Here is a 19892-nt window from a genome sequence, read left to right on the forward strand (position 1 = left end):
CGTGACGGGCGGGTGACGCGACCTCCGGCAGGGTCGCAGCACGACGTCAGCCCCTCGTCCCGTCAGGCCGTCCGAGGAGACTTCATGATCAGGACGATGCTCCGGCTCACCGCCCGCCCCGGATGCGAGTCCGTGCTGGATGTCGCGTGCCGGACGGTGGCCGGGCAGATCGCCGGGCTGGCCGGCAGCGTCCGGCAGGACGTGCTGCGTGACGGCACCGACCCGGCGGTGTTCGTGCTGGTCACCGAGTGGGCCGACGACGGCGCCCGGCGCCGGTACGCGGCCGGCCCGGTCGCCACCCGGTTTTCCGAAGCCGTCCGCCCGCTCTGCGCCGGGCCGCCGCGGCAGTGGGTGATGCGGGCGGCGCCCACCGGCTCGACGGTCTATGTGGACGTCGAGCTGACCGTGCCGGCCGACCGGCGCGCGGAGTTCCGGCGCGGCTACGCCGAGGTCCTCACCCGGATGACCGCGGTGCCCGGCTACCTGCGCGAGGAACTGCTCCACGAGCCCGGGTCGGACGTCCACCACATCTTCGCCGAGTGGCGCGGCGAAGCGGAGTTCCACCGCTGGATCGGCGACCCGGCGCACGCGCGGGAGGAGGCCGGCCCGATCGCGCCGTTCCTCCTCGACATCCGGCGCCGGCTCTTCCACGCCGTGGCCGATCCGGACAGCAGCCGAGAACCCAGCGCGGGCAGGGAGGCCGACGTGCACAGGACAACGGACGTACTGGTCGTCGGGGCGGGGCCCACCGGGCTCACCGCGGCCGTCGAACTGGCCCGGCGCGGCGTCGAGTGCCGGGTGATCGACAAGCTGGCCGCGCCACCCGGGCAGGCCGACAAGGCGATCGGCGTGCACTGCCGCACCATGGAGCTCTGGGAGGAGCAGGGCATCGTCCGGGAGGCGATGGACGCCGGCGTCTGGCTCACCGGCAACATGGTGTTCGTCAACGGGGCGGAGACGCACCAGATGAGCTGGGAGCTGCCCGGGCTGCCGTACGCGCACCTCGGCCTGCCCCAGTACGAGACCGAGCGGCTGCTCACCCAGCGGCTGGCCACCCTCGGCGTACGGCCGCGGCGGGGGACCGAGCTGGTCTCGTTCACCCAGGACGACGACGGCGTGTCGGCCGTCGTGGCCACCCCCGACGGAAGCACCGAGACGGTACGCGCGAAGTACCTGGTCGGTTGCGACGGCGCGCACAGCAGGGTCCGCGAACTGCTCGGCCTGACGTTCACCGGCGGGCTGGGCCGGTTCCCGCAGCTGTTCATGCTCGGCGACGTGGACGTCGACTGGGACATGCCGGACGGCCACCTGCTCCGGTTCCTGCACGAGACCGACGGCCGGATGGACGGCATGCTGGTCTGCGTGCCGCTGCGCGGCGAGCACCGGTACCGGATCGCCACCCTCGCGCCCCCCCGGTTCTTCGCGCAGACCGGCGGTCAGGACGCCCCGCCCGGGTTCAGCGAGGAGCTGGCCGAACCGACGCTGGCCGACGTCCAGGCCGCGCTCGACCGGCTCGCCCCGCCCGGCACCCGGGCGTCGAACCTGCGCTGGTCCTCGGTGTTCCGAATCAGCCACGGCATCGTCGACCGCTACCGGGACGGCCGGGTGTTCGTGGCCGGCGACGCGGCGCACCTGCATCCGCCGGCCGGCGGCCAGGGCATGAACACCGGGATCCAGGACGCCTGGAACCTGGCCTGGAAGCTGGCCCTGGCGGTACACGGGATCGCCGCGCCCGGCCTGCTCGACAGCTACGAGACCGAACGGCGGCCGGAGGGCGAGGAGATCGTCGGCCGGGCGGTCCGGATGGCCTTCACCGACGAGCTGGACCCGGCGGACCTGGAGCGGCAGTTCCTCCAGGAAATGTCCCTCCTGCTCAGCTACGCCGGCAGCCCGCTGGTCGGCGAGTCCGTCGCCGACCCCGACGCGCTGCGCGGCGGCCCCGGACCCGGTGATCTCGCCCCCGACGTGGCCGGCCTGCGTCGGCGCGGGGTCGGGCACCCGCTACGGCTGCGCGACCTGACCCGCGGCACCCGGCACACCCTGCTGGTCTACGCCGACGCCACGGCCGACGAGAAGGCGCTGACCGCGGCCGCGGAGCTCTGCGCCGACGCGCAGCGGCAGGCGTCCGGCGAGCTGGACGCGTACCTGCTGCTCAGCCCGGACGCCCCCGCGCCGCGGCTGCTCGCGCCGCCCGCGGTGGTGGACGCCGACGGCGCGTTCCGCGCCCGCTACGGCGTCGCCGGCACGGCGCTGTACCTGGTCAGGCCGGACGGGCACGTCGGGTACCGCAGCCAGCCGGTCGACGGCGACGGCCTCCGCAAGCACCTGCACCTGCTCCTCGGCGGTGCCCGATGACCCGGGTCCGCACCGTGCTGGCGATGCGCGCCCGGGAGGGCTGCGAGGAGCGGTTCGAGGCGGAATGGCTCTCGGCGGCCGAGGAGATCCGGACGCTCGACGGCTGCCTGCACCAGGACCTGGTCCGCGACGCCGACGACCCGCGCAGCTATCTGATCATCAGCGACTGGGCGGACCGGGAACGGCTGGACGCCTTCGGCCGCAGCGAACACCGGGACCGGCTGCTGCGGATCATCCGCGAGCTGCGCGAGTCCGCCCACCGGAACACCTACCAGGTGCTGCACAGCGTCAGTGGCGAGCCGCAGGAGCAGTCGAGATGACCGAGGACGCCGTACCCGGCCGGGAGCTCTACACCGACGAGTTCGCCGCCGACCCGTACCCCACCTTTGCGCGACTGCGGAGCGACCGGCCGGTCTGCCCGGTCAGCGCCCGGTTCGACCAGTACCTGATCACCGGGTTCGACGACGCCCGGGTGGCGCTGACCGATCCCCGGCTCTCCAAGGACCTCTACGGGCCCGGCCAGCACTACCTGCGGATCTTCGGACCGAACTCGGCGGGGCTCAACCGCAACATGCTCAACTCGGATCCGCCCGAGCACACCCGGCTGCGCCGGATCGTGTCGCAGGCGTTCGCGCCGCGCCGGATCGAGGCGCTGCGGCCCCGGGTCGCCCGGATCGTGGACGACCTGCTCGACAAGGTCGTCCCGCACGGCCGGTCCGAGCTGATGCACGACTTCGCGATCCCGCTGCCGATGACGGTGATCTGCGAACTGCTCGGCATCCCGCCGGCCGACCACGGCCGGGTACTGGACTGGACCCAGGTGATCCGGACCTCCGGCTCCTCCGGCCGCAGCCCGGAGGAGGAACGGGCGGCGGTGCAGGACGCCCAGTTGCGGCTGCACCACTACCTCATCGACCTGGTCGGAACCAAGCGGGCGCACCCGGCCGACGACATGATCGGCGCGTTGATCGAGGCCAGCGACGAGGACGCCACGCTGTCCGAGGCGGAGGTCGTCGCCACCACGTTCCTGCTGCTGTTCGCCGGCCACCAGACGACCGCCGACTTCCTCGGCAACGCCGTGCTCGCCCTGCTCACCCACCCCGAGCAGCTCGAACTGCTGCGTACCACGCCGCAGTTGCTGCCGTCGGCGATCGAGGAGCTGCTCCGTTTCGACGGCCCGCTGCCGGTGGCCAGCCCGCGGATCGCCACCGAGGACGTCGAGTACCAGGGCGTCACGGTCCCGCAGGGCTCGGTCGTCGGCGTGGTGATCAACGCGGCGAACCACGACCCGGCGCACTTCGCCGACCCGGACCGGCTGGACATCCGCCGGGTACGCGGCCCGCACCTCGGCTTCGGCCACGGCGTTCACTACTGCCTCGGGGTCTCGCTGGCCCGGATGGAGGCGCAGATCGGCCTCGGGGCGCTGCTGCGCCGGCTGCCCGGGCTGCGCCTCGCCGTACCGGCCGCCGAGGTGCCCCGGCTGCCGGCGGGCTCGCCGTTCCGGGGCCTGCTGGAACTCCCGGTCACCTTCGCCGCCTGACCCGCGGCGTCATCCGTCAGATCCGACTCAAGGAGCAGCCATGGTCTTCCGTAACGTGATCGTCTGCCGCATGGTCCCCGGCAGCGAGGGCACGGTCGGCGACGTCTTCGGGTACTACGACCGGACCACCCGACCCCAGGACCTGGGGGTCATCGGGCGGATCCTGCTCTCCCACCACGACCTCTACCTGCACGTCATCGAGCGCCGGCAGGACCCGAAGATCTCGGGGCAGACCCGCGGGCTGCCCGCGTTCCAGAAGATCGCCGAGGCGATCGGCCCCTACGTGACGCCGTACCCGAGGTACTGGAAGAACCCGTCCGACTCGGTCGCCAAGGAGTTCTACCGCTGGGCGCCGGAGGATGGCACCGCGCCCGAGGACAACACCCTGACCGTCATCGTCCAGCGGATCAAGCCGGGCGCCGAGGCGGACGTGGCGCGGATCTTCGCCGAGTCCGACGCCGGGCCGCTCCCGCGCGAGCTGGGCGTCGCCGCACGCTTCCTCTACTCGATCGACGACGTGTTCGTGCACCTGATCGAGCAGGACGCGGCGATCGCCGAGAGCCTGCGGCACCGCCATGAGCAGAAGCCGGCCTTCGGCAAGCTGATGGCGGAACTCGGCCCGTACGTCGAGCCGTACCGGCCGGAGAGCTGGCGGGGTCCGCAGGACTCGGTGGCCACGGTGTTCTACCGCTGGCGCGCGGAGGACTGAGGACCACCCCGCGAACCATCGGTAGAGCGCGAGAAGCAGCAGCGTCCCGCCCACCCCGACCGGCATGCCCGGGTTATGACGTCGTGCCGGTCCCGCTGCTAGGCGAGGATGGGCGGGTGACGACGGAGAGCCGCGAAGCCGCGGAGCTGGGCTGGTACGCGGTGCGCTGCGTCTTCCAGGACGGCCCCGACCTGCCGATCAGGTACGAGGAACGCATCACGCTGTGGCGGGCGGTCTCCTTCGCGGGGGCGATCGCCCTGGCTGAAGCCGAGGCGGCCGACTACGTCGAGGACATGGGCTGGACCTACTGCGGCCTCGCCCAGGCGTACCACCTGTTCGACGAGCCCGGGCACGGCGCCGAGGTCTATTCGCTGATGCGGGACAGCGACCTGGCTCCGGAGGCGTACTTGTCGGCGTTCTTCGACACCGGCCGCGAGCGCCAGGGGACCGTCACCGAGCCGGCGGCCGACCAGCCGGGATAGGCGGGATGCGAGCGCGCCCCGGCCCGTTCGAGGATGGGCCGGGGCGCAGCACGGCTCAGCTCACCTTCTCGCCGCGGCTGGCGCGGACGATGCCGTCGGTGTCGGAGATGCCCTCGCCCTTGATCACCTTGCCGTCGCGCAGGGTCCAGAAGTGCACGAAGCGCACGTTGAACTCGCCGCCGCTGCGGAAATGTCCGTACCACATGCCGATGGCCGCCGCCCAGTCGTCGCCGGAGACCCGGACCTCCTCGACGTCGAACCGGTTGTCGTCCAGCAGCTCCAGCGCCCCGGTGAAGTACTGCATCGCCCCGTCCAAGCCGCTGTAGTGGCCGGTGGACCACGGCAGCGACTTCGGGGTGACGATCTCCGCGTCCGGGTGGAAGAGGCTGACCACCGCCGGCGCGTCCATCCGCTTCAAGCCGTCGTAGAGCGCCTCCACGACCGCCTCGACCCGTTCCGTCATGCGATCCCCTCCCGGGGGTACGGCCGCCCCACCCGGGGCGGGCGATGCGCCCGTCCGTCCTCTTCGGACGATGCGAGCCTGCGTCGATGCCAGCCAAACGCACCAGACCAGCGCGGACAACCCCTAGCCGGCGACCGGCAGCCCCTACCCGACCGGGACGCAACCACACCGCCGGCATGCCGACCGACGGGTAACCCTGGCCGGTCGGACAGCCGACCGCGGTCGTTCGGACACCCTTCCCCAGGTGCCGACCGGGCAGCAATCTGGGAGAAGACAGTGACGGCGCTCACTCCCAGGATGGGAATCGCGCAAACGGGGGGTCAGTGCGCCCCCCACGTCGGTCCGGCCGCTCCGGATCAGTCCGACCGTCCTCGTCGGACCTCACCGCCACCCGATCGCGCGGCCCGGCGCCGCCTCCACCCGCGCCGGTACCGCGTGTCCGGCCCCGTCCCGGCGAGCCACGCCGGCCGGCGGCGGTCCGGTCCACGATCCCGCCCGCGCCGGTCCACCGGCGCCCTCCCCGTGAAGGACGACCCCATGCAGGACTACTGGCTGGCCCGGGTGCGCCAGCACGCCACCTCCCGCCGCGCGGTACTGCTCGGCGCGGCCGGCGCCGGCGCCGGCCTGGCCCTCGGCGGGCCCAGTGCCGCCTCGGCCGCCGCACCGACCACCACCGCCGCCGCCACCGAGCCGGCGTTCGACTTCGACACGGGCAATGCCGCCGAATCGGTGCTCGGGCCGTTCGCCGGCCCGGCGGTCTACGCCACCGTCGCGCCCAGCGATGCCACCCTGATCATCCGGTGGGCGAACATGCTGGAACTCTGCTGGTTCGACGCGATCGCCCCCTACCACCCCACGGCGGTGGGCATCCACACCCAGCTGCCCCGCCGGCCGCGGGCCGAGGCGGAGACCAACCGCAACAAGAACATCGCCATCCTGTACGCCTCGTTCCGGGTGTTCAACAGCATCTTCCCGAGTTACGCCCACACCTGGCGGGAGATGCTCCAGTCGGTCGGCCTGGACCCGGCCGACGACAGCATTGACCCGAGCACCCCGGTCGGCATCGGCAACCTGGCCGGCAAGGGCATTGTGGCCGCCCGCGAGCACGACGGCATGAACCAGCTCGGCGACCACGGCGGCCAGGTCTACAACCGGCAGCCGTACTCCGACTACACCGGCTACCGACCCCGGAACACCGCGTACGAGCTGGTCGACGCCTCGCGCTGGCAGCCGAACATCGTCACCAAGGGCAACGGCATCTTCCAGGTGCAGCAGTTCGTCACGCCGCAGCTGCAGAACGTCAAGCCGTACAGCTTCACCGACTTCGAGGAGTTCCGGGCGCCGGTGCCGACCGCCAGCAACCACCGCAACAAGGCGGCGTACAAGGCGCAGGTGGACGCCATGCTCGCCACCTCCGCCGGGCTCACCGACGAGCAGAAGATGAAGGCCGAGTTCTTCGACGACAAGTTCGCCAGCCTGGGGCTCGCCGTCGGGGCGGCGGCCCAGAACGCCGGGCTGAGCCTCGACGCCTGGGTGCACCTGCACGCCGCGGCGGAGACCGGCACCTTTGACGCCGCGATCGCGATCTGGTGGAACAAGAACATCTACGACTCGGTGCGCCCGTTCACCGCGATCCGCCACGTCTACCAGGGGAAGACGGTGACCGCCTGGGGCGGCCCGGGCAAGGGCACCGTCCGCGACCTGCCCGCCGAGCAGTGGCGCGGCTACCTGCCGGTGGCCGACCACCCGGAGTACCCGTCCGGCTCGACCTCGCTCTGCGCGGCCGAGACGCAGGCGGTCCGTCGGTTCCTCGGCACCGACCAGGTGCACTTCCGGTTCGAGCGGAAGGCCGGCTCCTCGGTAATCGAGCCCGGCCTCACCCCGCGGCAGGACATGGTGCTGAGCTGGGACACCTGGACCGACTGGATGCACGACTGCGGGATGAGCCGCTACTGGGGTGGCGTGCACTTCCAGCCCGCCATCAGGGCGTCGTGGGAGATCGGCCAGAAGATCGGCGACCGGGCGTTCGACTTCGTGCAGCGGCACATCAACGGTGAGGCGGTGCTGCGCTCTCGACGCTGACCTTCAGCGCCGCGAGCGTCCGCCGCATCCCGTCGCGGTTGTGCCGGGACCGGTCGCGGACCCCGGACGTCAGGGCGGAGACCCGGCGTCGGGCCGGTCCGCGCCGGTCCCACCACGACTGGACGACCTTCGTCCCGGCGCCGTCCGGGGCGGAGGTCAGGTCGAACCGCCAACTGGACACCAGTGCGCCGCCCAGCCGGACGTCGAAGCCGAAGCAGCGGCCCGGCTCCGCGGCCGTCACCGTGCACCGGGTGGTCCAGGACCGCCATCGGCCCTGCCGGTTGTGGCCGCGGAAGGTGCTGCCCACGGTGAGCGGGGAGCCCGGGTCGTCGAGCGTGGCGCCGACGCACTCCGGGCTCCATTCACCCATCCGCCGGACGTCGCTGACCGCCGCGTACACCTCGGGGGCCGGCGCCCGGACGACGATCCGCTCCTGGACGACCTCCGTCATGCCGCCGCGCGGAGTTCGTCGGACAGGTAGCTCTGCGCGTTGTAGATGGTGCGGGCCGGGTCGAGGATGCGCCGCCGCCCGTGCATCACCCGGGTGTTGTCGATGAGCGCCACATCCCCATCCTGCCAGGCCAGGTCCTCGGTGAGCGCCGCCGTCCGCGCCTCCACCTCGCGCATCAGCTCAGGGGGGAGCTCGGTGCCGTCGGCGAAGGTGATCCGCGGCTTCTCGTAGTTGTAGGACGGGCCGAGGATGCTGTTGGCGAACGCGAGGCGGGAGCCGAACAGGGTCGGATGCGCGGCCGGCACCTGGAACTCGTAGCGGATGGCGCCGTCGTCCAGCGGCTCGATCAGCGTCCTGCCCGGCCCGGTGGCCAGCGCCCGCATGTCGTCCACGGTGATCTCGTCGACCGGCTTGGCGTCGCCGAGCTGGTGCACGACGAACGCCTTCCAGCGGTGCTCCTCCACCCGGCGGCTGTACGCGATGTCCTGCGCGGCGAACCGCGTCCGGGCCTCCTCGCTGAACCCGTCCCAGACCCGGTAGCCGTCGCAGACCGTGGTCTCCGAGCCCTCGGCGGCCGCCTTCTCGCAGAAGAACCAGGTCAGGTCGGGGGCGAACGGGCTGTTGCCGTTCTCGATGTGCAGGCCGACCGCGTCGGTGCCGGCGTCCACCTTCTGCGCGACGTCCCCGCCGTGGAACTCGCGGGCCGGGTCGAGGGTGATCCGGCCGGAGATCGCGTGCACCAGGGCGGAGAAGAGCTCCAAATCGGCGCGGAAGCCGCGGAACACGATGAAGCCCGACTCGCGCAGCAGCCGGACGGTGACCAGCGGGTCGAGGTCGGTGAGCGCGGCGGTGGCCGGGGCGGTGCAGAGCAGCCCGTTGCCGGTGCCGTAGCGGCTCATGGCGAAGGTCGTGGTCAGCATTGCCGTCATCTCCCGAAAGTGGACTCGAAGGGGGTGGCCGTCGGCCGGTCGGCCGGCGGGTCCAGCGGCCGGCAGGGCAACCGCCCGTCGGCGATGGCCGCCCTGATCTCGTCCCGCCGGGGACGGCCGGTCACCGTGAAGTACCGGCCGTACAGGTCGTCGCCGGCGGGCAGCACGCAAGCGGCCGAGACCCGCTCCACTGCGGAGAGCCGCTGCGCGCCGAGCGCGGCCAGGTCGCGCCGGGCGGTCGCCTCGTCCGTTCCGTCGGCGACCAGGAACAGGCCGTGCAGCGTCTGCATCCCGTCGCCGACCACCGCGCCGGCCCGGACGAACGGCAGCGTGGCGTACTGCGCCTCCACCCACTCGGGGGCGACGTTGCGTCCGGCGGAGGTGACGATGACGTTCTTCTTCCGGCCGACGATGCGGATGTGGCCGGTCTCCTCGATCTCGGCCAGGTCACCGGTGTGCAGCCAGCCGTCCGGGTCGACCCGGCACGCGGACGGGTCGGTGCCGGTGTAGCCGGCGAACAGCGACGAGCTGCGCACCAGCAGTTCGCCGTCGTCGGCCAGCCGCACCTCGACGTGGTCCAGCGGCTGCCCGACCGTGCCGATCCGCCGGTGGCCCGGGCGGTTCCAGGAGACCGTCGAGCTGTTCTCGCTCAGGCCGTAGCCCTCGTACACGGTCAGGCCGTGCCGGTCCAGGCGGCGCAGCGTGCCGGCATCGACCGGCGCGCCGCCGCAGCAGATCAGCGGCGGCTCGTCCCGGCCGAAGAGCTCCCGGACCACCGGCCGGCCCTGCGCCGCCATCCGGTCCGCGCGCTCGGCCAGCTCCTCGGCCAGGGCCGGAGTTGCCACCAGCGCGGTCGGCCGGGCGGCCGGGGTGTAGCGCAGCACCGCGCGCGCCGCGAACGACGAGGTGCCGACGAGTGGCTCGTCCGGCGGCAGCAGCATCACCGTGCCGCCGTGGCAGATCACCAGGTAGATCGCGGCGACCTGCTCGATCAGCAGGCTGAACGGGACCAGCGACAGGTAGCGGGTGTACGCGCCGGCCGGCATGATCCGGTCCAGCGACCGCAGCAGCGCGTCCAGACCGGCGCCCCGGATGCGGACGCCCTTGGGGTGGGAGGTGGTGCCGGAGGTGTGCACCACCTTGCAGACCGCCTGCTCGTCCCGCCACGGGGCGTCCGGCCACGGCGGGGCGGCAACCACGGCGGCCTCGGCCACCAGGTCGGTCAGTGCCACCGGGACCACCCGGCAGCCGGCCGGCAGCACCCGGTCGGCGCCCCACTCGGCCAGCCGTTGCCGGCCTGCCTCGTCGACCAGGCAGATCGTGGCCTCGGGCAGCAGGCTGGCCGCCTGCTCGGCGGAGAACGCCAGCGGCACGGGCACCTCCACCGCGCCGGAGAGCAGCAGCGCGAGGTCGGCGACCACGAACTCGGCGGTGTTGCCGGCGAGCACGCCCACCACCGGCCGGGTCTCCGCCAGCCGCAGCCCGCCGGCCAGCACCCGGGCGGCGCCGACACCGTCCCGGTAGGACAGCACGGTGGTCGGCCGTCCGTCGTGGTTCAGCGCCTCGACCAGCGGGCGCCCGTCGGCGGCGAGGCGGGCGAGCCGTTCCTCAACGAGCATCGGTCATCGCCTCCCGGGGCAGCGCGCGGCGCAGCGCGACGTCGAGGTTGAGGAAGCGGTACCGGCCGGTGCAGGCGCGTACCAGCTCGCCGATCCGGTCCAGCGGCACCAGGCCGGTAGTGGGCGCGTGGTCGTAGTAGGTGCCCCAGCGCCTCCGCTCGCCGGGGGTCATCCACGTCGGCCGGGCCCGCCCCAGGGACAGGAACGGCACCCCGAACTGGGGTAGCGCCGCCGCGAGCGGGCCGGTCGCGGTGCAGAGCGCGAAGCGCATGCCCTGGCACCAGGCGAGCAGCGGCAGCAGCCGGATCAGCTCCGCGCCGCTGCCGCCGACCGCCACGAACGAGCCGACCTCCACCACGTCGTCGCGGGAGACCGGTGCCCCGGCGACCCGCTGGAGCGCCTCCTCGAGCGGATGGTCCAGGTAGCGCTCGGAGAAGAAGCCGCAGGACGAGTTGAAGGTCATCCCGCCGCAGGCCACGATCTGCTCCGGCCGGTCCGGATGATGCCGGGCGGCCAGCACGAAGCAGTCCGGCGCCGGGTCGATCAGGGCGCCGTAGATCTCGGCGTACCCGGCGCGGACGAACGCGGTGGCCGCGTCCCACTCGGGCGACGGAGGGCTGGTGACGCGGACCCGCAGCGGGTCAGCGCCGATGGTCGCCGCCGGCCCCGGTGCAGCCGTGGCGGATCGGGTGATCGTCATGCCGCCTGCCAGTCCATCCGGATCGGGGATTTGTTCATCCGCAGGAGCAGCCGCGGGGGCAGCTTGTACTGCCGGCGCAGCAGCGCGGTCGCGGCGCGGGTCATGGTGCGGGGCTGCCGGTCGAGCCAGGTGAGTGTCTCCTCGAGCGCGGCGAGCGCCTGGTCGATCTCCTCGGCCGTGCAGGTCAGCGGCGGGTACATGCGCAGCACCGGCTCGGCGATCCGCTCGTTGAGCGAGTGTCCGGTGTGTACGCCGCGCTGTCCCATGCCGATCGACACCATCAGCTCCACAGCCGGGTTGGCCGTCCGCAGGCCGGTCATCAGGCCGATGCCCGGCGCGCCCCGCAGGTGCTTCGGGTGCCGGCGGACGGCCTCCGCCAGGCCTTCGGTGAGCCGCGGGCCCAGCTCGGCGGCCCGGGCCGGCAGGTCCCGCTCGCGGACCTCGGCGATGGTGGCGGCCGCGGCGGCGACCGCGACGCCGGTGACCGCGCCGCCCGAGGCGAGCAGGGACGGGTGCCAGCGCGGGTGCCGGGTCGCGTCGTCGACCACGGCGGAGCTGAGCGCGCAGACGCCGACCGGCACGAACCCGCCGGTGAGCGCCTTGGACAGCAGCATGACGTCCGGCCGCACGTCGTCGCGCTCGACCGCGAACATCCGCCCGGTACGGCCGAACCCGGTCTGGATCTCGTCGGCCACGAAGAGGGTGTCGGTGGCCGCGCAGGCCTCGGCGACCGCGCGGACGTACCCGGGCGGGGGGACGGTGAGGTGCGCGCCGCCCAGCACCGGCTCCAGGAACACCGCCGCCACCGAGCCGTCCGCCAGGGCCGCGCGGACCGCCGCGGCGTCGCCGTACGGCACGACGACGAGGTGGTCGCCGAGCGGCTCGAACGGGGTGCGGTGGTTGCCCTGGCCGAGCAGCGAGAGGGCGGCCAGGGTCTTGCCGTGGTAGCTGCCGTCGGCGACGACGATCCGGTGCCGGTCGGGCCGGGCCAGCCGGACCGCGCGCAGCGCCGTCTCGCAGATCTCCGCGCCCGAGCAGCCGAGCACGAAGCGGTCCAGCCCCGCCGGCAGGATCTCGGCCAGGGCGCGGAACAGCGCGGCGGTGGCCGGGTGCACCGCGCCGGGCGGGTTCGCCGGCGCCTGGTGCAGCGCCTCGGTCACCGCCGCGGCCACCCGGGGGTTGCCGTGCCCGACCAGGAAGACGCCGTAGCTGGCGGCGAGGTCGAGGGCGGTGGTGCCGTCCTCGCCGTACACGTGGCTGCCGCTGGCGTGGCTCTCCACCGCCCGCCCGGCGGCGGCCAGCATGGTCGCCGCGGTGGGGTTCCAGTGCCGGCCGAGCGTGGAGAAGATCCGTTGCCGGTCGTCCAGCGAGGTCATGCGCGTACCTCCCGCCCGGCGCCGGGCCCGGTGGTGGCGAGCCGGGCGCCGGCGGCGGCGATCCGGTCGAGGAGTTCGGCGACGTCGCCCGGCGCGGCGGTCAGCGGGGGCAGCACGGCCACCACGTCGCCGTCCGGCGGGCGCGCCAGCACGCGTTCCCGGGCCAGCTCGGTCACCAGCGTCCGGGCGGCGTCGGGCCCGGCGAGCCGCAACCACACCAGGGCGCCGTCGGCGCCGACGTCGCTCACCGCGCCGGTGCCGACCAGGGGCGCCAGCCGGGCCCGGGCCAGCGTCTCCACCTCCCGCTGCCGGTCGGCCAGCCGCTCGTCGGCGACGGCCGACAACACGGCGGCGACGGCCGTGGCGGAGAGCGGGTTGGCGCCGAAGGTCGAGCCGTGCAGGCTCGGGTTGCGGCGGGCGTAGACCCGGTCGTAGGTGGCCCGGCTGGTCACCACGCAACCGACCGGCACCGCGTCCGCGCCGAGCGGCTCGCCGAGCACCAGGGCGTCCGGCACGATCGGCAGCCGGGTGACCGCGAGATCGACGCCGAGCCGGGCCGGGCCGGTGAGCCGTTCGTCGAGCACCAGCAGCGCCCCGCTCTGGTCGCAGGCCGCCCGCAGCCGGCGCCACCAGTCGGGGGACAGGTCGGCCAGCCGGCGGCCCGGGGCGGCCGGTGCCACCACCACCGCCGCGACGTCGTCGCGGACCCGGGCGACCAGCTCGTCGGGGCGGTCCCGGGGCACGGCGGCCGGCGCCAGCGGTTGGTCGGGCAGGAGCGGGAAGCCGTGGGTCAGCGACAGCCCGTGCAGCAGGGTGCCGTGGTCGGCGCCGGCGAAACCCGCGACGAGGCGCCGGCGCCGGTGGGTGCCCTTGGCGAGCTTGAGCGCCGAGTCCAGCGCCTCGGCGCCGCTGTTGCACAGGTACGACACGGTCAGCGGGTCGGGGCAGAGCCGGTGCAGCGCGGTCACCGCCTCGGCCAGCGGCCGGCTCACCAGGATCCGGCTGGACAGGGCGGTGCGACCGGCCTGTGCGACGAGCCGCTCGGTCACCGCCGGGTGGCCGGGACCGAAGCCCGCCGAGGCCGCGTCGAGCCACACGGCGCCGTCCACCGCCTCGATCCGGGCGCCGACCTGGCGCCGGATCACGGGCGCCTGCGGCCCGGGGGCGCCGATCAGGTGCCGGCGGACGACGTCGCCGTCGTCGAGGTCCGGCGCGTCGCGGGTTCCCAGGTGCGAATTGGTCGTCATGAGGTCACCAATCACGGCCGCCGACTCGTGCGAAAGGGACGGAGCGGCGCAGGCATAGACGTTGCGGAATGGGCGCTGGGTGCGCCGACGGCCCCGACGACCCGCTTCAGCATGTCGTCCGGTCCGCGAAAAGTCTTCGCGCAAATTGCTGTCTTGGTGCGCCGTCGCCGTCCGTCCTCCGTCGCCGCGACGCCAGCGCGATGATGGATGAATTCGCAGCTCACAGCGATGCTCGCAGCGGGTGGCCGAGCCGGGTCCGGGGTGCGGCGGCAACCTCGCGTCGTCTTCCGGACATCTGCCGTACGGATAGCGGCCTATCGACGTACGCTACCCCTTTGTCGGGGCCGGAAAAAAGCCGACAGAGTATGTTCGTCACGCGGTTAAGTAGTCTCGGACCGTCGGTCCGCCCATTATGGTTGCTGCTATGAATGGGATTTCGGGACCGATCCATCGTCCGGGCGACGCCGGCTACGACACCCACCGCACCGGCTACAACCGGATCATCGAGCACAAGCCCGCCCTGGTGGTCGAGGCGGCGGACGCCGACGACGTGGCGGCCGCGGTGCGCCTCGCCGCCGCCGAGGAACGGCCGGTCGCGGTGCAGGCGACCGGGCACGGCCCGGCGGTGCCCGCTGACGACGCGGTGCTGGTCCACACCGGACGGATGGCCGGGGTGCGCGTCGACCCCACCGCGCGTACCGCCCGGCTGGCGGCCGGCGTCCCGTGGCGCGACGTGCTCGCCGTGACGGTTCCGCACGGCCTCGCGCCGCTCAACGGCTCCAGCCCGGTGGTCGGCGCGGTCGGGTACACCACCGGTGGCGGGATCGGCATGCTCGGCCGGCGGTACGGCTTCGCGGCGGACCATGTGCGCGCGATCGACCTGGTGACCGCCGACGGCCGGCAGCGCCGGCTCACCGCGACCCAGGAGCCCGACCTGTTCTGGGCGGTGCGCGGCGGCAAGGGCAACTTCGGCGTGGTCACCGCGCTGGAGATCGACCTGTTCCCGGTCACCCGGCTCTACGGCGGTGGCCTCTACTTCGGCGCCGAGGCGGTGCCGGACGCGCTGCGCGCGTACGCCGAGTGGACCGGGACGGTGCCGGACGAGATGACCTCCTCGGTGCTCATGGTCCTGGTGCCGGACATCGAGGCCGCCCCGGCCCCGCTGCGCGGGCGGTACGTCATGCACCTGCGGATCGCCTGGTGCGGCGCGCCGGAGGAGGGGGAGCGGCTGGTCGCGCCGCTGCGGGCGGCCGCGCCCGCGCTGATGGACACACTCGGGGTGCTGCCGTACGAGCGGGTCGGGTCGATCCACCACGAACCCACCGACCCGGCGGCGAGCTACGGCCGCAACGTCGCGCTGCGGGCCCTGGAGCCGGACACGGTGGCGGCGCTGCTGGCCGCGGCCGGTCCCGACGCGGGCGCCCCGTACGCGGTCGAGCTGCGCCACCTCGGCGGCGCGTACGCCCGGCCGCCGGCGGTGCCGAACGCGGTCGGCGGCCGGGACGCCGGGTTCAGCCTCTCCTCGATGTCCCTTGCCGACGGCGCCGACCTGGACGCGTTGCGGGCGGCGCACGAGGGCCTGCACGAGCGGCTGCGCCCGTGGCTGGCCCCGGGTCTGTTCAACTTCCTCGGCGTGCACGATGCCACCGGGCAGGCCGTGCGGGCCGCGTTCGGCGCCGGCTACGAGCGGCTGGTCGACGTCAAGACGGAGTACGACCCGGCGAACCTGTTCCGGATCAACCACAACATCCCGCCGCGTACCTCCGCGTGATGCGTCGTCGACAATTGACGGTGAAAACTGTTCACCTCGCATTTTCCTGATGCTCGACGGGTGGTCCGTAAACGCTGGAGGCAGAAATGTTGCCGGCAGATGTCGGCTCCGGTCGAATGCCGCATAACCCGCATCCAGCGTTTGTCGGGAGTGCGACACAAATAGCCTGTAATCGATGGCTACCCTGCGCAGGTGCCTCCTCGCTCACAGCAATATGGGAGTGGTTCCGGATGTGCCGTCCCTGGCAGAGTCTTTTCCGATCCTGCCGACGACGCCGGCATCGGGTTCGGCGTTCCGCCGTCGCCACCGCCGACCGCCCCGCCGGCGCCTTGCCGAAAGGAAACGCAGGGACACAATTAAATAGGACCAGAATCAACGACATCTGTTTGGGTCGCCGGGTTTCCGGACCGGTTCCTGCCGGTCCCCGGGCAGCCCATTCCGAAAACCCACCGGAAGAGACGCTCCGGACGGCCCGGCCGAGTGCCCGCACGGGTCGACCGGCCGGGCGTGGGGAGGCGGTGGGCGGCAACGACGGTGGTGGTCTGTCGCCGGGCCCCGAGGACCGGGTGATCATCCGGCCCCGGGGCCCCGCGCGGACGCTGGGGGAGGCGTTCGGTGCGACTAGTTCGGGAATCACTGTGTCTGGCCGTGCTCGGCCCCATGCGCGCCTGGCGGCACGGGGACGAGATCACGCTGGGCCCGCCGAAGCAGCGGGCGGTGCTCGGCCTGCTGGCCAGCCGGGTCAACGACGTCGTCGGCTTCGAGGAGATCATCGACGCGGTCTGGGGCAGCGACGTGCCGCCGACCGCCGCCAACGGGGTGCACACGTACGTCGCGGGCCTGCGCCGGGTGCTGGAACCGGGCCGCAACCGCCGGGAACTCGGCGACGTCCTGGTCTCCACCGGCGGCGGGTACGCCCTGTTCATGGACCCGGACGACCTGGACACCACGCTCTTCGCGGCCCGGCACCGGCAGGCCCGCGGGCTGCGCGAGGCGGGCGACGGTCCGGGCGCGGTCGAGGTCTACCAGTCGGCGCTGCGGCTGTGGCGCGGCGAGGCGTACTTCGGTGTGCCCGGGCCGTTCGCCGCGGTGGAGCGGACGCGCCTGCAGGAACTGCGGTTGACCGTGGTGGAGGAGCTGGCCGAGCTCCTGCTCGACCTGCACCGGCCGGCCGACGCGGTCACCGTGCTCTCCGAGGCGGTGGCAAAGGAACCGTTGCGCGAGAAGCTGCGCGGTCTGCTGATGCTCGCCCTCTACCGCAGCGGCCGGCAGGCCGACGCGCTGAGCCTCTACCGCGAAACCCGGCAACTGCTGCACGAGGAGCTGGGCATCGAGCCGGTCCTGGAGCTGCGCGACCTGCACAACCAGATCCTGGCCGGGCACCCCGACCTGGACGACCCCGCGCCGCCCGAGCTGCCGGCCGAGGTTCCCGCGGCGCCCGAGCCGCGCCTCGGTGACCTGCGCCGGCCGGCCCAGCTGCCCTGCCGGCCGCGCGGCTTCGCCGGCCGCCACGCCGAGCTGACCCAGCTGCACGGCCTGGTCGACCGGGACCAGCAGCGCGGGGCGACGACCGTCGCCGTGCTCGAGGGCGGTCCGGGCGCCGGCAAAACCGCCCTCGCCCTCGAACTGGCCCACGAGATCGCCGCCGGCTTTCCGGACGGGCAGCTGTTCGTCGACCTCCGTGGTTCCGCCGCGGCCGGCGGCCCGCCGTTGTCGCCGCTGGACGCCCTCACCTTCGCGCTGGTCAGTCTCGGCATCGACCGCCCGCGCATCCCCGACGAGCTGCACGCCGCCAGCGCGCTCTACCGCAGCGTCCTGCACGGGCGGCGGATGCTGGTGGTGCTCGACGACGCGACGGACCCGGGGCAGATCCGCCCGCTCGTCCCGGGCGGGCCCGCCTGCGTCCTGGTGACCAGCCGTCGCCGGCAACGCGGACTCGCCGCGCGCGACGGGGCGTACCGGGTGACGCTGGGGCCGGTCTCTACGGCGGAGGCCACCGACCTGCTCGCCAACCTGGCGGGCGTCGGTCGACTGACCGGCCGGGCGGACGAGGTCGCCGAGCTGGCGGAGCTGTGCGGCCGGTTGCCGCTGGCGTTGCGGATCGCGGCCGTGACGCTGGCCGCCGAGCCCACCCTCACCCCCGGCGAACTGGTCCGCCGCTACCGGCTGCCGCACAACCGCCTCGACCATCTCGCGGTACGCGGCGACTCGAGCACCGACGTGCGGGCCGCGCTGGCCGTCTCGTACCAGGGGCTGCCGCCCGAGGCCGCGCGGATGTTCCGGATGCTGGGTTGCTGCCCCAGCACGGCGGTCACCACCCAGATGGCGGCCGCGCTCGCCGGACTGACCCGCGCCGAGGCGTACCACCAGCTCCAGGTCCTCGTCGACCACCACCTCCTCGAGGAGGTGTCCGGCTGCCTGCACCGGTTTCCGGCCCTGGTCCGGGTCTACGCCACCGAGTGCAGCGAGGCCGAGACCCGGGCCAGCCGGATGGCCGCGCTGGGCCGGATGCTCGGCCTCCAGCGCCGGGAGGAGGCCCTCCGCCAGTACGAGGAGAGCGCCGCGTGAGCCCGTGCAGACATCGACCAGAGAACCTCCAGACCAGCGGCGGCAGACTCAGCACACCCCGGCGGCGCCGCCGAGCTGCCCGCCACCCGATGGTCTCGCTTCCCGACAGCCAGCCCTGAGGAGAGTCCGTGAGCATGATCGGTAGCCATGCCATCGTCGTAGGTGGCTCCATCGGCGGAATGGCCGCGGCCACCGCCCTCGCCCGCCGGTTCGACCGGGTGACCGTCATCGACCGGGACACCCTCCCGACCGAACAGGCCCGGGACCGCCGCGGGGTGCCGCACGGCATGCACGCGCACGCCCTGCTGATCAGTGGCCGGCTCGCGCTCGAGGAGCTCTACCCGGGCCTGACCGAGGAGCTGATCGCCGGCGGCGCGGTGCCCTTCGATCCCGGCGCCGACCTGCTGTTCCACCAGATGGGCGGACTGCGGGTACGGTTCCGCAGCGGCATGCTCGGGATCAGCCAGACCCGGGCGTTCCTGGAGCTGACCGTGCGCAAGCGGGTGCTGCGGATGGCCAACGTGACCGTCCACGACCGACTCGCCGTCTCCGGCCTCATGGGCGTCAGCGGCCGGGTCACCGGGGTGGAACTGGACGACGGCCGTACCCTCGCGGCGGATCTCGTCGTGGACGCCACCGGCCGCAGCGGCGGCCGGTCCGACCGCTGGCTGGAGAAGCTCGACTGCCCGGCGCCGGAGAACGCCGTCGTCCGGATCGACGTCGGCTACACCAGCCGGATCTACACCCGCCAGCCTGGCGACCTGCCCGACGGCACGCTGCTCGCGCTGATGGCCGCGGTGCCGCCGCACCACAAGAAGGCCGCGGCGGCCTTCGCCGTCGAGGGCGACCGGTGGGTGGTGACCATCGGCGGCTGGCACAAGGATCACGCGCCCGCCGACCCGGCCGGTTTCCTCGCCTTCGCCGAGGGCCTGCCGTCGCCGGCCATCGCCCACCTGATCAAGAAGGCCGAGCCGCTCAGCGACCTGGAGACCCGGCAGTTCCCGGCCGCCCGCCGCCGCTTCTTCGAGCGCCTCGACCGGCTGCCCGCCGGATACGTCGCTCTCGGCGACACCATCTGCAGCTTCAACCCGCTGTACGGGCAGGGCATGACCGCCGCCACTCTGGAGGCGCTGGCGCTCGGTCGCAGCCTGGACAGGTTCGGCACCGCCTCCACCGAGATGGCCCGGCACTACTACAAGGCCGCGGCGAAGGTGCTGGAGACGCCGTGGCGGATGGCGACGGGTGGCGACTTCGCCTATCCCGAGACCACCGGCCCCAGGCCGTTCGGCACCGACCTGATCAACCGGTACGCCCGGGAGGCGATGCTCGCCAGCCATGTCTCGCCCGAGGTGCACAAGGTGCTGCTGGAGATGCAGCACCTGCTCTGCCCGCCGTCGGCGCTGCTGCGGCCCACCACGGTGCTGCGCTCGCTGGTGGCCGCCCGCCGCTCGCCGGCCCGGGCCGAGGTGGTCACGCAGTCCGCGCCGGCTCGCTGAGTCTCCCCGGGCGGGCCGGTCACCGTCCGGCCCGCCCACCCGGCCGCCGCTCCCGCGCCGTCCGTCCATCGGCCCGTCGTCCGGCCGGCCTGCCCGCGCCGCCG

Annotated in this window: 16 protein-coding genes; 9 read left to right on the forward strand and 7 right to left on the reverse strand. The window is 73.6% G+C overall.

Features of this window, described 5'->3' with window-relative positions:
• Positions 1-84 precede the first annotated feature (84 nt).
• The 5 genes from ACZ6S5_RS18400 (at position 85) to ACZ6S5_RS18420 (ending at position 5086) form a co-directional block, all read left to right on the forward strand.
• Complete coding sequence (locus ACZ6S5_RS18400; RefSeq protein WP_466001846.1) at positions 85-2355, forward strand: FAD-dependent monooxygenase; 2271 nt, start codon at positions 85-87, stop codon at positions 2353-2355.
• Positions 2352-2675, forward strand: coding sequence for a putative quinol monooxygenase (locus tag ACZ6S5_RS18405; RefSeq protein ID WP_466001848.1), 324 nt, complete (start codon positions 2352-2354; stop codon positions 2673-2675). The genes ACZ6S5_RS18400 and ACZ6S5_RS18405 overlap by 4 nt, the downstream gene beginning before the upstream one ends.
• Entirely contained in the window at positions 2672-3895 is a 1224-nt protein-coding gene (locus tag ACZ6S5_RS18410; RefSeq protein WP_466001850.1) for a cytochrome P450 family protein, read from the forward strand. Before ACZ6S5_RS18405 ends, ACZ6S5_RS18410 begins: the two co-directional genes overlap by 4 nt.
• A gap of 40 nt (positions 3896-3935) precedes the next feature.
• Positions 3936-4604, forward strand: a complete 669-nt coding sequence (locus ACZ6S5_RS18415) for a TcmI family type II polyketide cyclase (RefSeq protein ID WP_466001852.1) — start codon at positions 3936-3938, stop codon at positions 4602-4604.
• Between the two features lie 116 nt (positions 4605-4720).
• On the forward strand, positions 4721-5086 hold the full coding sequence (locus tag ACZ6S5_RS18420; protein WP_466001854.1) for a hypothetical protein: 366 nt from the start codon (positions 4721-4723) through the stop codon (positions 5084-5086).
• Positions 5087-5141: 55 nt separating this feature from the next.
• Here the strand turns inward: ACZ6S5_RS18420 and ACZ6S5_RS18425 are convergent, their stop codons facing one another.
• Complete coding sequence (locus ACZ6S5_RS18425; protein ID WP_466001856.1) at positions 5142-5549, reverse strand: nuclear transport factor 2 family protein; 408 nt, start codon at positions 5547-5549, stop codon at positions 5142-5144.
• Between the two features lie 537 nt (positions 5550-6086).
• Here ACZ6S5_RS18425 and ACZ6S5_RS18430 point away from each other — a divergent pair.
• Complete coding sequence (locus tag ACZ6S5_RS18430; RefSeq protein WP_466001858.1) at positions 6087-7631, forward strand: vanadium-dependent haloperoxidase; 1545 nt, start codon at positions 6087-6089, stop codon at positions 7629-7631.
• Here the strand turns inward: ACZ6S5_RS18430 and ACZ6S5_RS18435 are convergent.
• The 6 genes from ACZ6S5_RS18435 to ACZ6S5_RS18460 are packed head-to-tail and all read right to left on the reverse strand — an operon-like array spanning position 7597 to position 13953.
• Complete coding sequence (locus ACZ6S5_RS18435) at positions 7597-8082, reverse strand: SRPBCC family protein (RefSeq protein ID WP_466001860.1); 486 nt, start codon at positions 8080-8082, stop codon at positions 7597-7599. The genes ACZ6S5_RS18430 and ACZ6S5_RS18435 overlap by 35 nt on opposite strands.
• The gene (locus ACZ6S5_RS18440; RefSeq protein WP_466001862.1) at positions 8079-9011 is read right to left on the reverse strand and encodes a TauD/TfdA family dioxygenase; all 933 of its coding nucleotides are present in this window, start codon (positions 9009-9011) and stop codon (positions 8079-8081) included. The genes ACZ6S5_RS18435 and ACZ6S5_RS18440 overlap by 4 nt, the downstream gene beginning before the upstream one ends.
• A complete protein-coding gene (locus ACZ6S5_RS18445) occupies positions 9008-10630 on the reverse strand; it encodes an AMP-binding protein (RefSeq protein WP_466001863.1) in 1623 nt (540 codons plus the stop codon). Before ACZ6S5_RS18445 ends, ACZ6S5_RS18440 begins: the two co-directional genes overlap by 4 nt.
• Complete coding sequence (locus ACZ6S5_RS18450; protein ID WP_466001865.1) at positions 10620-11330, reverse strand: thermostable hemolysin; 711 nt, start codon at positions 11328-11330, stop codon at positions 10620-10622. Before ACZ6S5_RS18450 ends, ACZ6S5_RS18445 begins: the two co-directional genes overlap by 11 nt.
• Positions 11327-12706 (reverse strand): class-III pyridoxal-phosphate-dependent aminotransferase, encoded by a 1380-nt coding sequence (locus ACZ6S5_RS18455; RefSeq protein ID WP_466001867.1) that lies wholly within the window; start codon positions 12704-12706, stop codon positions 11327-11329. Before ACZ6S5_RS18455 ends, ACZ6S5_RS18450 begins: the two co-directional genes overlap by 4 nt.
• Positions 12703-13953, reverse strand: coding sequence for an aminotransferase class III-fold pyridoxal phosphate-dependent enzyme (locus ACZ6S5_RS18460; RefSeq protein WP_466001869.1), 1251 nt, complete (start codon positions 13951-13953; stop codon positions 12703-12705). The genes ACZ6S5_RS18455 and ACZ6S5_RS18460 overlap by 4 nt, the downstream gene beginning before the upstream one ends.
• 424 nt (positions 13954-14377) lie before the next feature.
• Here ACZ6S5_RS18460 and ACZ6S5_RS18465 point away from each other — a divergent pair, with 424 nt between their 5' ends.
• From ACZ6S5_RS18465 to ACZ6S5_RS18475, 3 genes are all read left to right on the forward strand, one after another.
• On the forward strand, positions 14378-15724 hold the full coding sequence (locus tag ACZ6S5_RS18465) for an FAD-binding oxidoreductase (RefSeq protein ID WP_466001871.1): 1347 nt from the start codon (positions 14378-14380) through the stop codon (positions 15722-15724).
• Positions 15725-16339: 615 nt separating this feature from the next.
• On the forward strand, positions 16340-18292 hold the full coding sequence (locus ACZ6S5_RS18470; RefSeq protein ID WP_466001873.1) for an AfsR/SARP family transcriptional regulator: 1953 nt from the start codon (positions 16340-16342) through the stop codon (positions 18290-18292).
• Positions 18293-18426: 134 nt separating this feature from the next.
• Positions 18427-19788, forward strand: a complete 1362-nt coding sequence (locus ACZ6S5_RS18475) for an NAD(P)-binding protein (protein WP_466001915.1) — start codon at positions 18427-18429, stop codon at positions 19786-19788.
• Positions 19789-19892 lie beyond the last annotated feature (104 nt).

It is taken from the genome of Micromonospora sp. NPDC051924, assembly GCF_055586005.1.